The organism is Limosilactobacillus gorillae (assembly GCF_001293735.1).
Taxonomy (GTDB): Bacteria; Bacillota; Bacilli; order Lactobacillales; family Lactobacillaceae; genus Limosilactobacillus; species Limosilactobacillus gorillae.
In genome coordinates, this window is sequence record NZ_BCAH01000024.1 from 21,858 (window position 1) to 35,650 (window position 13,793).

Consider the following 13,793-nt stretch of genomic DNA (forward strand, 5'->3'; position numbering starts at 1 on the left):
AGTAGAAAGAAGGGGGATCATGGCCAGATCAAAGGGCAATCGTGATCATCAACGTTATGCTGAACGCCTGGCAACTTTAGAGGCGCAGAGTGTCATTGATGGTCGCAAGCAATTTAAAAAGCGCCACCGGGGGCTCAAAAAGGACCTGCCCAAGTTGCGTGCTTACCAGATAAAAAGCAATGCGGGCCGGGCACTTTCAGTCCTAATCCCCTTTATTATTATTTTAGTGGTAATGTTCTACGTGGTTTCACCCCTTTCAAAGATCACGCGAGTTAAGGTTGTGGGTAACGAGGATTTAACGAGCTATCAGGTGGAAAAGGCAAGTGGAATTCGGTCCGGCGCCTTTATTTGGCGGATTATCTTCGACCAGGCAAACGTATCTAGACAGGCCCAGGGGAATAATCCGCAAATTAAGGGTTTAAAAGTTAGTTTGAGTGGTCCCCAGGCGGTTAAGGTCACCGTAACCGAGAATCCGGTAATTGGAATTGTTAATCATAACGGTCACCAGGAGCTTCTGTTAGCGACAGGAGAGTATCAGACGATTAATGGGAAGTTAAATAATTTCATTACCTACGCAGGTTTTAATAAACATGAGTACCTGTTAAAGCAGACGGCCCAGCAAATTGGGCAGCTACCGGAAACCATCCGCCAGGGAATTTCTCAGGTAGCCTATAGCCCAACCAAGACCAATAATGAGCGACTAAAGATTTACATGAACGATGGCAACACCGTTTTGGCTAATGCTTCAACCCTGGGTAATAAAATGAAGTACTATCCATCAATTGTCACCAACATGAGTGGGGCGGGTGTTATCGACTTACAAGTTGGCGCTTACTCATATGCTTACGGTAACAAGAATAAATAAATACGGAACCGTATTCATTTTTGACCATCTAGGGGTTTTTGGATAAGGAGTTTCTGTGTTAGAATTTATACTAACTAAAAGTATAAACCAGAGGGATGTTCCCTTACTTTTAAGTAATTTGGTTTTAGGAGGTTCCAGGAGAAATGAACGATTCACACATCTACGTAGGATTAGATATTGGAACCACCTCGATTAAGGCACTCGTCTGTGAGGACGTTAAGGGTGAACTAAGGGTTGTAGGCGTCGGCACGCAACCGACTGGTGGACTTAGTCGGGGCGTGATTGTCGATATCGAGAAGACAGCCCACGCCATTCAAGCTGCGGTTCGTCAAGCAACGGATAAATCTGGCATTGACATTGATAAGGTGATCGTTGGTTTGCCGGCGAATTACCTCCAGATGACCGAGGTTCACGGAATGATTACTGTGGCCAGCCAGGGGCAACCGCGTGAAATTATCAACCAGGACGTCATCGATGTTGCAAGGGCTGCAATGACGCAGAACCTACCTCCAGAACGGGAGGTGATCGACCTTATTTTGCGTGATTTTGCCGTTGATGACTTTAACAAGATTGAAGATCCCCGGGGAATGGTTGCCGTTCGTTTAGAGCTACGGGCAACGATGTACTCAGGACCGAAGACGATTGTCCACAATACTAAGAAGGCGGTCGCCTTAGCAGGGCTTAAGATTCAAGATCTCGTGGTAGCTCCGATTGCTACCGGCTTTGAATTATTAAGCGATGGTGAACAAGACTTTGGTACAATTTTGGTTGACCTAGGGGGTGGACAAACCACCACCAGCATCATTCATGATCACCAGCTTAAGTTTGCCTACGTTGATCCGGAGGGGGGAAACCTAATTACCCACGACATCTCAACGGTGTTAAATACTTCCCAGCGCAACGCCGAACAGCTCAAGCGTGACCATGGTTACGCTGATTCACGTCAGGCGAGTGATGAGGTTCAATTAGCCGTTGACGTTGTGGGTAAGAACCAGCCGGTTAATTATAGCGAAAAGTACTTAGCTGAAGTGATTGAGGCTCGGGTACGCCAGATTTTTGAACGTTCCCAAAAGAAGCTTCAATCAATCAATGTTCCGCAGTTGCCTGGGGGTGTTGTTCTTCTCGGCGGTGTTGCGATTCTACCTGGAATTAAGGAGATCGCAAGTGAGTACTTCGATGGTAACGTGAAGGTTTATATTCCTGATCAAATGGGAGTTCGTCACCCGAGTTTTGCCCTTTCAATTGCCCTTTGTAAGTATGAAGACGACTTGCATGATGTTGACCAACTCTTGAAAGAAACGGTCCACCAGGAGGGAAACTTTGCTAGTGTGGTTCACCAGGTTGTTCAACAACAGCAAGCACCGGTGAGCCAGCGAGCTGCTCAATCACAACCAGCTCGTCGCCTGACTCAGAATAATCAGCCGAGTCGGGCTCCGCACCCAATACAAACGGAACCCCAAGAACAACCAACTAGTGAACAATCAACAAAGAAGAAAAAGAATAAATTTGTAGATTTTTTCAGTAACTTCTTTGATTAGAACTGATAACGACGGAGGAAATAGTCATGGATAACGCAACCAACGAACTCGAGCAATTACAACCAGCAGGCGCCCGGATTAAGGTGATTGGTGTCGGTGGGGGTGGTGGTAACGCCGTCAACCAAATGATCAACGAAAATGTTGATGGGGTTGACTTCATCGTTGCCAATACCGACCTGCAAGCCCTAGAAGGATCCCACGCCAAGACTAAGCTCCACCTAGGGCCGAAGCTGACCCGGGGACTCGGAGCGGGTTCCAACCCGGAAGTCGGGGCCAAGGCTGCTCAGGAGAGCGAGTCTGAAATCACCAAGGCTCTTGATGGTGCCGATATGGTCTTCGTAACCGCCGGAATGGGCGGGGGGACCGGTACCGGGGCTGCTCCGGTGATTGCAAAGATCGCCAAGGACTCTGGCGCTTTGACCGTCGGGGTTGTAACGCGACCGTTCTCCTTTGAAGGGACGCGCCGGGCTAAGCTAGCCGCTGATGGGCTGGAAAACCTAGAGAAAAATGTTGATACCCTAATCGTGGTATCAAATGACCGCCTGTTAGAAATCATTGATAAGAAGACACCAATGATGGAAGCCTTCAAGGAAGCAGATGATGTCTTACGCCAGGGGGTCGAAGGGATCTCCGATTTAATCACTAATCCAGGGTACATCAACCTTGACTTTGCCGACATTCGCCATACGATGACAAACCAAGGAGCAGCCTTGATGGGAATTGGGGCTGCTGGCGGTGAAGAACGGGCTAAGGAAGCCACAAAACGGGCGATCTCCTCACCACTTTTGGAAGTCTCCATTGATGGAGCGGAACACGTCTTAGTTAACGTTACCGGGGGTAAGGACCTTTCAATGACTGAAGCCGAAGACGCCTCTAGCGTAATTCGTCAGGCCGCTAACACTAACGTTGACATTACCTTTGGGATGGCAATCGATGAAACCTTGAATGATGAGATCCGGGTGACTGTGATCGCAACTGGGATTGACAGGACCAAGCAGGATAACGATAAGGAAGAAGTCACTACGCAAACTCAAGCCCCGGCCCAACCAGCTTCTCAAACCCCGGTTCAGCCCCGCGTAATAGTGCAACCACAGGAAAACGCGGCGCCGGTATCTGAAACCAGTGAAGCACCAGTTAACAACGATCCGTTCCAAAACTGGAATGAGGACCTAGGCAATGATCTGGAAGGCGATGCACGTCGAGCAGACTTCAACCATGTCAAGAAGCCAACCTTCAGCGTTCAAGATGATAACTTATCTAACGTTGATGATGGGGACGATGATCTTTCAACGCCGGCTTTCTTTAAGAATCGACGTAAGTAAAAAGGGATAATAAAAAAGAACTGATTGGAGGAACGGCTCATGGCAAATTTCTTTAAGAAAATTTTTTCAGACTTAGATGAGGAACCTGAAACGTCCGAGTATTACGAAGAACCACAGCCGGAGCCAGCTCCGGTACCGGCACCGGTAGTATCACGTTCAAATAAAGTTGTCTCGATCAATAACGCTCGGGTGTCTCAGCAAAACCTTTCAAGTAAGATTGAGCTGATTGAACCCCGGGTATATGGTGATGGTAAGGAGATCGTAAACCACTTATTGAATGGTAACGCCGTAATTGTTAACTTTGACCAGATGGATACCAAGGTGGCCTTCCGGATTGTAGAATACATGAAGGGGGCAACTTATGCTATCAACGGAAAGATCGAACGAATTGACGCAGAGATTTTCTTATGCACCCCCCAGCGCTTTGAAATTTCGGGTAAACTAGCCCCGAATCATTCAAGGGACGGATTGGATGATGGTAGAGGAGAGCAGTATTGATCATTTCCTTAATTATGTGGGCGCTAATCCGCCTGTTAAACTTGTATAGCTTATTAATTGTTATTTGGTGCCTATTAACTTGGTTCCCGGGGGCCATGGATAGTTCCTTAGGACGCTTTTTAGGGCGTCTGGTGGGACCGTACCTGAGCTTCTTTGAGCGGATAATTCCTCCACTGGGGGGAATTTCATTTGCCCCGGTGGTGGCCCTGATTGTGATTTACTTTGCCCAGTATGGGGTTCAAATGGTTGGGCAAATTCTGATCAATCTTTTGTAGGGGGAACAAGATGGCTGAGGAAAATGTCACGCAACACTTTCGGGAGGATGAAGCCCCGTTTATTGATCAGGTTAATGATTGGCTGACGACAGCCGGTGATCAGTACCGTCCCGTTTTGACCCCCTTTTTAAACCCACGCCAGCGCTACATTGTACGGGTACTGACTAACAGACAAGACGAGGTTAAAGTAGCCTTTTTCGGGGGCTATCCCGGGGCGGAAATGCAACGGGGACTTGCATATCCGGCCTACTATCAGCCGAGCGAGAATGATTTTGATCTACAGTTGCTGGAAATTAACTACCCGCAAAAATTTGCCCAACTTCATCATCGCCAAGTGATGGGCGCTGTTTTATCAACTGGGGTTGAGCGTGGGGCATTTGGTGACATCATCACATGGGATAATCATTGGCAGATAGTTGTGGAGCAACCGTTGACCCAATATCTGATTCAGCAGGTCACTTCAATTGGAAAAACAAAGGTCCGTTTAGAGGAACGTGACTTACAAGAGGCCCACGCACCTGAAGAAGATTGGGAAGAGGTTGTTACAACCGTTGCTTCATTGCGGCTTGATGCCGTGGTAGCAGCTAGTTTTAATTACTCAAGGAACCGTGCCAAGCAGCAGATTGAACGCGGGCGGGTGCGAGTTAACTGGGAAAAAATTGAACGCCCAGACTTTGAATTAGCAAACCGAGATTTAATTTCGGTTCGTCACGGGGGACGAATCCGGATTCAAGAACAATTAGGGTTCAACCGTCATGATAGAAGGCGGGTCCGGTTGGCCGTCGTTCATGCTTAGCGGACAGTGATTGGAGGAAGTAGTATGGCTTTAACAGCGGAAAACATTACGAGCAAGAAATTTGATACCAAGATGCGTGGTTATAACCAGGCTGAGGTGAGTGCCTTCTTAAAGGAGGTTGCCGCAACCGTTACGGATTTAATGAATCAAAACCGGGAGTTGCAAGAAGAGGTTCGGGCGAATGAAGAAAAGCTGAAGTACTTTTCCGACTTAAAGGATTCATTAAATAAGTCCATCCTGGTAGCCCAAGAGGCGGCCGACAAGGTTAAAAACAATGCTAAAAAGGAAGCTGAGATCACGATTCGCGAAGCCCAAAAGCAGGCGACGGATATCGTGGCGGCAGCGAATGATAAGGCTAACCTGGTGATTGAAAAGGCTGCTAGTTCCACACGAAAGCTGACTACGGAAACCAACGACTTGAAGAAGCAGACCCGGATCTTCCGGCAACGCTTGCAGGTGATGTTAGAATCACAGTTGGAAGTGGCTAAGTCTAGCGAGTGGGATGAGCTATTGGCTAACGATGATATTTCCAAATACGATGAAATTGAAAAGATTTTGGGATCCAATCTTGACAAGAATTCTGAGGTCAGTGTAGAATCAACTCCAATAGCCGAAGAAAAACCGAGTAGTCAAGCACCAGCCGCGTCCAGTTCAGAGACGACGGCGCCGGCTAAGACGGTGGTCATCTTTCCGGACGGGGAAAGTAAGTAGGTAAAGATTGAAACGATGATAAAAGCATTGATGGGAACCAGTGAGAAGTGTTGACGATTAAGCGAGCCGGTGATTGGTGTTAGACCGGTATCAAGGCCTTCAAACTAATCATCCCAGAGCGTGGTGCTGAAAGTAGTAAGGGCCACCGGTTCATGACCGTTACCAAATGACAAAGCAAGGGACTATTCTCCCTTGAAATTTGGGTGGTACCACGAGTGCGTCTCGTCCCTTGGTGGACGGGGCGCTTTTTGTTTTTTATCAACGAGTTCGAAAACAGAGAAGAGGAATTTAAGATGCGCATTAAGGACACCTTGAACCTTGGAAAGACCAAGTTCCCAATGCGGGGACGCCTTCCAGAAACGGAAGCACAGCGAGAAGCACTGTGGGAAGAAAACAAGGTTTACGAGCAACGACAAAAGTTAAATGAGGGCAAGCCAAGCTTTGTGCTCCACGATGGCCCTCCGTACGCTAACGGGCCGATCCACATTGGCCACGCAATGAACAAGATTTCAAAGGACTTCATCGTCCGCTATAAGTCGATGACTGGCTATCGGGCACCGTACGTTCCAGGTTGGGATACCCACGGGTTGCCGATTGAACACCAATTAACTAAGGCTGGTTACGACCGTAAGAAGATGAGCCTGACTGAATTCCGAAACCTGTGTCACAAGTACGCTTTGGAACAAGTTGAAATCCAAAAGAAGGGCTTCAAGCGCCTTGGGGTAAGTGGGGAATGGGACCACCCATATCTAACCCTAGCTAAGGAATTTGAAGCGGCTCAAATCAAAGTTTTCGGTGCCTTTGCTAAGAAGGGACTCTTGTATCAAGCTAAGAAGCCAGTTTACTGGTCTTGGTCATCGGAATCGGCCTTGGCTGAAGCTGAAGTTGAATATCACGATGTTGTTGCCAAGACGGCCTTCTTTACCGAACAGGTCAAAGACGGGAAGGGGCTGTTAGATTCAGATACCTACCTGGTTGGCTGGACCACAACGCCGTGGACGATTCCGGCTTCTGAAGCCGTTGCCGTAAGTGCCGATTACGAATACGCACTGATTAAGCCAAGCGGAAGTGACCGTAAGTATGTGGTGGCATCCAGCTTACTTGGCGACTTGGCCCCAAAGTTTAACTGGGATGACTACCAAGTTATCAAGACCTTCAAGGGGGCCGAAATGGAAGGGATGACCACCCGCCACCCGTATATTGATCGGGAACTGCTTGTGGGGGTCGCTGATTATGTCACCGATGACGCCGGGACAGGACTTGTTCACACTGCTCCAGGCTATGGGGATGACGACTATCACTTTGGGAAGAAGTATGGTCTGCCAATCTTTGCGCCAATGAATGACCGGGGGATCCTGACCGCCGAAAACGGGCCGGAGTTTGACGGAGTCTTCTACCAGGATGCCGATGATATTTCGCTACGCCTGTTGGAGGAACACGACGCCCTCCTGTTAGAGGAAGACTTAAAACACTCCTATCCGTTTGACTGGCGGACTAAGAAGCCGATCGTTTTCCGGGCTACTGACCAGTGGTTTGTTTCAATCGATAAGATGCGCGATGAAATCTTAAACGCCGTTGATGAGGTTACTTATTACCCATCTTGGGGGAAGGTTCGCCTGCGTAACATGCTTAAGGATCGTGACGACTGGGTTATTTCCCGGCAGCGTGTTTGGGGGGTTCCGTTGCCGATCTTCTACGCTGAAGATGGTACGCCAATCATGACTGAAGAAACGATCAACCATGTTTCCGACCTTTTCCGTGAATACGGATCGAATGTCTGGTTTGAACGGGAAGCAAAGGACCTTCTACCAGAAGGGTTCATTTCTGAACACTCCCCGAATGGTAAGTTCACCAAGGAAACTGACATTATGGACGTGTGGTTTGATTCTGGTTCTTCTCATCAGGGAGTTCTGGCCGAACGTGATTACTTGACCTACCCATCTGACATGTACTTGGAAGGTTCTGATCAATACCGGGGCTGGTTCAACTCTAGTTTAATTACCTCGGTGGTTGTTTCGGGCCATGCTCCGTACAAGTCCGTTCTCTCCCAAGGGTTTACCCTTGACCAAAACGGTAAGAAGATGTCCAAGTCCTTAGGGAACGTCATCGATCCGAACAAGGTGGTCAAGCAAATGGGGGCTGAAATTATTCGCCTCTGGGTAATGTCGGCTGATACTTCTGTCGACGTTCGTGTTTCCATGGAAACCTTGCAGCAGATGTCGGAAGCTTACCGCAAGCTCCGGAATACCTTCCGCTTCTTACTTGCCAACACAAGCGACTTTGGTCCGGATAATTTTGTAGCCTACGAAAAACGTGAGGCTGTCGACCAATACATGACGGTTAACTTTAACCGCTTCTTAGCCGAGATGCGGGATAACTTCGACCGCTACGACTTCTTGGATGCCTACAAGCGCTTGATCAACTTTGTTAATAACGACCTTTCCTCTTTCTACATGAACGTAGCCAAGGACGTCTTGTATATTGAAGCCAAGGACTCTCATGTTCGTCGTTCAATGCAGACGGTCTTCTATGAAATTCTTAGTGGGATGACGCGCCTGTTGACGCCGATTTTGCCACACACAACTGAAGAGGTTTGGTCATACATGGATGAACCAGAGGAATTCGTTCAGTTGACCGAAATTCCGGAAGCACGTTCATTTGAAAATGGTGACGCCCTGCTTGAAAAGTGGGAAGGCTTCATGGAATTACGTTCTCACGTTTTGAAGGCTTTAGAGGAGGCCCGTAACCAAAAGTTAATTGGGCGGTCCCTAGAGGCTAGTGCGGATGTTTACCTGACGGATTCACAACGGGAGCTCCTGGAGAACCTCGGGACCGATGCAGGTCTCTTGTTTGGGGTATCTAAGCTAAGCCTGTATCCCGCAAGTGATGCCCCGGCAGATGCCGAAAGCTTCGACGATAACTTTGCCGTTAAGATTCAACCGGCCAGCGGGACGGTGTGTGATCGGTGCCGAATGACCAAGGAAGATGTTGGCTCTGACTCGGCCTACCCACAACTCTGTGCTCACTGCGCAAGCATCGTGCGGGAAAACTTCCCGGAAACGGTTGAAGAAGGATTAGAAAAGTAGTTGCTACTTCGGTAGTGGTGTAAAATAAGGAGTACGTGAGAAGGGGTCGAAGAGACCTAGTTTAACACTCCTTGACAAGGCCCCTAACGTTCGTATTAATGACGGGCGTTAGGGGCTTTCTTGTACTAAGTGAGAAAGAAATATAGAAGTAGGTGAACTAATGATTCAAGCAACCATTAAAAGCTACGACCCAACTAAGGGGTGGGGGTACCTAACTACCCCAATGGACGGAGATGTGTTCTTTTCCCGGCGGGCTGTTGAAGGAGGTAAGCGACTCCTAATTCAAAAGGGGCAGACGGTCTCAATGGTGATTGTCCAAGGACAACACGGTCCGCAGGCGGCCCACGTCAAAATTTTAGAAGGGGGGATTTAAAATGAACTTTGAAGAAAAGGTACTGGAAAATCAGCCAATCTTTTCCGGCCGCCTGATTGACGTGGAAGTGCAAACGGTATTAACCCCGGCGGGAAACCAGGCGACCCGGGAGGTGGTTCATCACGCCCCGGCCGTTGCTATTTTGGCCATTACAAATGATGGTAAGATTCTGCTGGAAAAGCAGTGGCGGGCTCCAATTAAGGAGGTAACCTTAGAAATTCCAGCCGGTAAAGTTGATGACCGTGATAAGGGAGACCTTTTAGCCGCTGCTAAGCGGGAGCTGAACGAGGAGACCGGTCTTGAAGCGCGGACTTTTGAAAAAATCAACGCTACTGCCAGCTCAGTTGGTTTTTCTGATGAAATCATTACTCTCTTTATTGCAAAGGGCCTCACTCCCGTCAAGCATACCCTCCCAAAGGACCGGGACGAAGAGTTAAGCCTTGAAGCGGTTAGTTTAAAAGAGGCCGTGGAAATGATTAACAGTGGCCAGATTATTGATATGAAAACGGCGATGGCCATTTATTACTGGGCAAGCCAACAGGGGGTTTAGATGGACGAACACCAAGAGGAAATGAGCCGGCGCCGCAACCGTCGGCAACAATCAAGTGCGGGACAGGAACCCGTGACAAGTGGTGTGCAGATGACACGTCAAGAGAGCCTGGAGTTAGCTAAAAAAGAGCGCCAAGAAGCGGCTACCAAGCGGCTGAAAAGGCGGCTTAACTGGGTGATTTTTGGGCTAATTGTGGCGATTATCATCGTCTATTTGATTCTCTTTTTTGTTGATTAGAAAGGAAGTAACATGACATTTGGAATTATTTGCGCAATGCCAGAGGAGCTGCGCGAACTAAGCGCTCAATTGAAGGATAAGCAAACCACTACCCTAGGAGGTAAGGAGTACCTGAGGGGGACAGTTGAAAACCAGGCCGTGGTACTAGTTGAATCGGGAATTGGCAAGGTTGAAGCCGGGATTACGGCTGAGCACTTAATTACCGATTTTGATGTTGACGTGGTTATCAACTCCGGCTCGGCCGGCGGGATTGGTGAAGGATTGCACGTTGGTGACGTTGTGATTTCGACAGAAACGGCTTATCACGATGTCGACGTAACTGCCTTTGGCTACGAATATGGTCAGCTACCGGCCCAACCAGCTCGCTTTGCTGCCGACCAGACCTGGGTGCATTACCTAACCAAGGCCGGAAAGGAGACCGGCTTGACCATCAAGCAAGGGCTGATTGTAACCGGGGACCAGTTCGTGGCCTCCTCAGAATTGATTCAGCAAATCAAGGCTCGGTTTAAGGACGCCTTATCCGCTGAAATGGAAGGAGCGGCCGTTGGTCAGGTAGCAACTGATCACAAGGTTCCATACGTGGTTGTGCGGGCGATGTCTGATACTGGGGACGAAAACGCCGGGGTCTCCTTTGATGAATTTATCATCGAAGCCGGTAAGCGATCAGCCTCGATGCTTTTGCAACTCTTTAGCGATTTAAACAAGGGGGCGGATGCTTAATGGCCTTTCAAACAACGGTTCAGATTCCGGGTGACGACACGGTTTACTCCATCAGTAAAAACCTCAAGAGGTACCCGTTGATTGATCTTGGCTTTGAGCAGACCCGCCAAGGAAATTTTAAGTATACTGGGTCCTTGGACCGAACGAATCCCTTCAAACCAGCCGCTAAGTTGCAACTAATCATTAACGGTGACTTAACGGGTTTTAAGATGGCAACGGTTAGTACTGACGGCTTGCGTAAGATTAATATTTTCACCGGTCCACGGAGTGAGGAGTTCGTGACCCAGTACCACTTCATCCTTGATGAAATGGTGGCAAGAGAGATCCTGGTTAGGGGGTAAAACAGTTGGTTTTGTTCGCATCCCGGGTGTGCCTTTGGTACAATGGTAAATACTGGACATGCGACCTTCAATCGTAGATGGATCCAGAATCTATTATGAAATGATGGTGATTTTGCATGACTGATAACAGTCATACCCGGGTTGTTGTCGGAATGAGTGGGGGAGTTGATTCCTCCGTGACTGCTTTGCTATTAAAACAGCAGGGTTACGACGTCGTTGGGGTTTTTATGAAAAACTGGGATGACACCGACGAAAACGGGGTTTGTACCGCAACGGAAGATTACAAGGACGTCGCCAAGGTGGCAACGCAAATTGGAATTCCGTATTACTCGGTCAACTTTGAAAAGGAGTACTGGGACCGGGTTTTTACCTACTTTATTGATGAATTTAAGAAGGGGCGAACACCTAATCCGGACGTGATCTGCAATAAGGAGATTAAGTTCAAGGCCTTTATTGAGTACGCCAACCAGCTGGGGGCCGATTACGTAGCCACTGGTCATTACGCCGACTTAAAACGGGACGAAGAGGGTAACATGCACTTGATGCGTGCCAAGGACCAGACTAAGGACCAGACCTACTTCTTGAGCCAGCTGGACCACGCCCAGCTAGATAAGGTGCTCTTCCCCTTGGCCGGGTACACGAAGAAAGAGGTTCGCCAGCTCGCTAAGGATGCTAACCTTGTGGTCGCCGATAAGAAGGACTCCGTTGGGATCTGCTTCATTGGTGAGGATGGCCACTTCCGCGAGTTCCTGGGCCAGTACCTGCCAGCCCAACAGGGAGAGATGCAGACCGTTGATGGTAAGGTGGTTGGTACTCACGCCGGCCTGATGTACTACACAATCGGCCAACGTAAGGGTCTAGGCCTTGGGGGGACCAAGGAAAATAATGACCCATGGTTTGTAATCGGAAAGGACATTACTAAAAACGTTCTTTACGTCGGTCAGGGCTATGAAAACGAGCATCTGTACGCAACCCATATGGAGGCGTCAGACATTCACTGGGTCGATGACGTGGTAAGCCGTTATGGCAAGGAATTCCACTGTACGGCTAAGTTTCGTTACCGCCAAAAGGATGAAGGGGTAACGGTTAAACTGTCTGACGATGGCCAAATGGTGACCGTTGTTAGTGATGATCCTGCTCGTGCTATCACCCCGGGCCAAGCGGTTGTGTTCTATGATGGCTCAGAATGTTTGGGTAGCGCCATTATTGACCGGGCCTTTAATCAGGACCACCAATTACAATACGTATAATGAATTGAAGCGGCCGTGGCAGAAATGTCACGGCCTTTTTTAGATCAGAAGAAGAAGACTCCCGCTAAGTTAGCTAAGATGCCCTCGGGGGATATAAGTGAGATAGAAAATTATGTCAACAAACCATTGCACATGGTAATTCAGCACTAGAATTTAGGATGGGGATCAAATTATCGATAGACAGCGCTTCCATTTATAGTTATTCTATAATTAAATCAATTGAAAGGGATGGCTCAGATGACACTGGCTGTAAACGGGCGAATTTTCTTAGGAACGACTGAGGACCATTTTGAGAATGGAATGCGCTTTGAAAACGGACGGGTGACCGAAGTTGGAAATGGTTTGGTTCCAAAACTGGGTGAAGACGTGCTTGATTTGAAGGGGCGCTTGGTTTTACCAGGACTAATTGACGTCCATACCCACCCGAAGTACATTGCTGACGCCCTACACGGGGTTGCCTGTACGCCTCCGGTGGTTAACAGCATTGATGAAATGGTGGCGGCTCTGAGGCAATCTCCTGCTTACGGTGCCGGCCCAGATGTTTGGATCGAAGGCTGGGGATTTGATGAGACTAAGCTAAAGGAACACCGATCGCCTACCAAGGAGGATTTGGACCGGGTATCAATGACCCAGCCGGTCTTCATTTACCGTTCTGATTGTCACTCCTCGGTCGGTAACTCACGGGCCCTTGCCTTGGCAGGGATTAGCCGCGATACGCCGGATCCAGTGGGCGGTAAAATTGAGCGCGATGAAAACGGAGAGCCGACTGGTTTTATGCGTGAGGTGGCTGCCACTCAGCTCCTGATCCAGGCTAAGTCTTCGCAAAGCTATCAGGGCGACGTTAAGAATCTGGTTGATAGCTCGAATCACTACTTGGCCAATGGTTTAGTGGCAATTGGTGAGATGATGGGACGTAAGCAGCCCTATGATTCTTGGCAGCTCTATGTCGATGCCTTTAAAGAGGAATTTGTTCCCAAAGCGACTTTGTACTATGTCCTTGATGAATTAAATTACGGCGCCCCTCTGTCAAAAAAAATTAGTGGTAAGCTACGGGTGGCCGGGATCAAGGTCTTTATGGATGGTAGTATTTCGGGGGAAACGGCTGATAATAAGGATCCCTATCCGGATGATAAGCGGGGAATCTTACTGACCGACCGGGACAAGTTGATCACTGCCGTCGAAATGGCCAGGCAGGCTGACCTTCAACTGGCCGTTCATTGATATATTATGG

General features: G+C 48.6%; 14 protein-coding genes, 1 pseudogene and 1 other annotated feature. All 15 genes and pseudogenes read left to right on the forward strand.

What is annotated here, in order from left to right; genetic code table 11:
* Positions 1–19 precede the first annotated feature (19 nt).
* On the forward strand, positions 20–865 hold the full coding sequence (locus AOQ57_RS04610) for a cell division protein FtsQ/DivIB (protein WP_093625639.1): 846 nt from the start codon (positions 20–22) through the stop codon (positions 863–865).
* Between the two features lie 143 nt (positions 866–1,008).
* Positions 1,009–2,403, forward strand: coding sequence for a cell division protein FtsA (gene ftsA / locus AOQ57_RS04615; RefSeq protein ID WP_093625641.1), 1,395 nt, complete (start codon positions 1,009–1,011; stop codon positions 2,401–2,403).
* A gap of 26 nt (positions 2,404–2,429) precedes the next feature.
* The gene (gene ftsZ / locus AOQ57_RS04620; RefSeq protein ID WP_093625643.1) at positions 2,430–3,725 is read left to right on the forward strand and encodes a cell division protein FtsZ; all 1,296 of its coding nucleotides are present in this window, start codon (positions 2,430–2,432) and stop codon (positions 3,723–3,725) included.
* A 39-nt stretch (positions 3,726–3,764) separates the two neighbouring features.
* Positions 3,765–4,223, forward strand: coding sequence for a cell division protein SepF (locus AOQ57_RS04625; RefSeq protein ID WP_093625645.1), 459 nt, complete (start codon positions 3,765–3,767; stop codon positions 4,221–4,223).
* Positions 4,220–4,498 (forward strand): YggT family protein, encoded by a 279-nt coding sequence (locus AOQ57_RS04630; protein WP_093625647.1) that lies wholly within the window; start codon positions 4,220–4,222, stop codon positions 4,496–4,498. Before AOQ57_RS04625 ends, AOQ57_RS04630 begins: the two co-directional genes overlap by 4 nt.
* Before the next feature lie 10 nt (positions 4,499–4,508).
* Positions 4,509–5,294 carry a YlmH family RNA-binding protein gene (locus tag AOQ57_RS04635; RefSeq protein WP_093625649.1) on the forward strand — a complete coding sequence of 262 codons (786 nt, stop codon included), beginning with the start codon at positions 4,509–4,511 and terminating at the stop codon, positions 5,292–5,294.
* Positions 5,295–5,318: 24 nt separating this feature from the next.
* Positions 5,319–6,005 carry a DivIVA domain-containing protein gene (locus AOQ57_RS04640; RefSeq protein WP_093625651.1) on the forward strand — a complete coding sequence of 229 codons (687 nt, stop codon included), beginning with the start codon at positions 5,319–5,321 and terminating at the stop codon, positions 6,003–6,005.
* Between the two features lie 18 nt (positions 6,006–6,023).
* Positions 6,024–6,238: a binding site (T-box leader), on the forward strand.
* Between the two features lie 60 nt (positions 6,239–6,298).
* Complete coding sequence (gene ileS / locus AOQ57_RS04645) at positions 6,299–9,091, forward strand: isoleucine--tRNA ligase (RefSeq protein ID WP_093625653.1); 2,793 nt, start codon at positions 6,299–6,301, stop codon at positions 9,089–9,091.
* 160 nt (positions 9,092–9,251) lie between these two features.
* A complete protein-coding gene (locus tag AOQ57_RS04650; RefSeq protein WP_093625655.1) occupies positions 9,252–9,464 on the forward strand; it encodes a cold-shock protein in 213 nt (70 codons plus the stop codon).
* Between the two features lies 1 nt (position 9,465).
* Positions 9,466–10,014 carry an NUDIX hydrolase gene (locus AOQ57_RS04655; RefSeq protein ID WP_093625657.1) on the forward strand — a complete coding sequence of 183 codons (549 nt, stop codon included), beginning with the start codon at positions 9,466–9,468 and terminating at the stop codon, positions 10,012–10,014.
* The gene (locus tag AOQ57_RS04660) at positions 10,015–10,251 is read left to right on the forward strand and encodes a hypothetical protein (RefSeq protein ID WP_093625659.1); all 237 of its coding nucleotides are present in this window, start codon (positions 10,015–10,017) and stop codon (positions 10,249–10,251) included. It abuts the gene before it with no gap.
* 12 nt (positions 10,252–10,263) lie between these two features.
* Positions 10,264–10,971 (forward strand): 5'-methylthioadenosine/adenosylhomocysteine nucleosidase, encoded by a 708-nt coding sequence (locus AOQ57_RS04665; RefSeq protein ID WP_093625661.1) that lies wholly within the window; start codon positions 10,264–10,266, stop codon positions 10,969–10,971.
* A complete protein-coding gene (locus tag AOQ57_RS04670) occupies positions 10,971–11,312 on the forward strand; it encodes a DUF1831 domain-containing protein (protein ID WP_093625663.1) in 342 nt (113 codons plus the stop codon). The genes AOQ57_RS04665 and AOQ57_RS04670 overlap by 1 nt, the downstream gene beginning before the upstream one ends.
* Before the next feature lie 116 nt (positions 11,313–11,428).
* Positions 11,429–12,562 carry a tRNA 2-thiouridine(34) synthase MnmA gene (gene mnmA / locus AOQ57_RS04675; protein WP_093625665.1) on the forward strand — a complete coding sequence of 378 codons (1,134 nt, stop codon included), beginning with the start codon at positions 11,429–11,431 and terminating at the stop codon, positions 12,560–12,562.
* A 237-nt stretch (positions 12,563–12,799) separates the two neighbouring features.
* Positions 12,800–13,780 (forward strand): annotated as a pseudogene (locus AOQ57_RS04680) (amidohydrolase); the annotation flags it as partial.
* Positions 13,781–13,793: the final 13 nt, after the last annotated feature.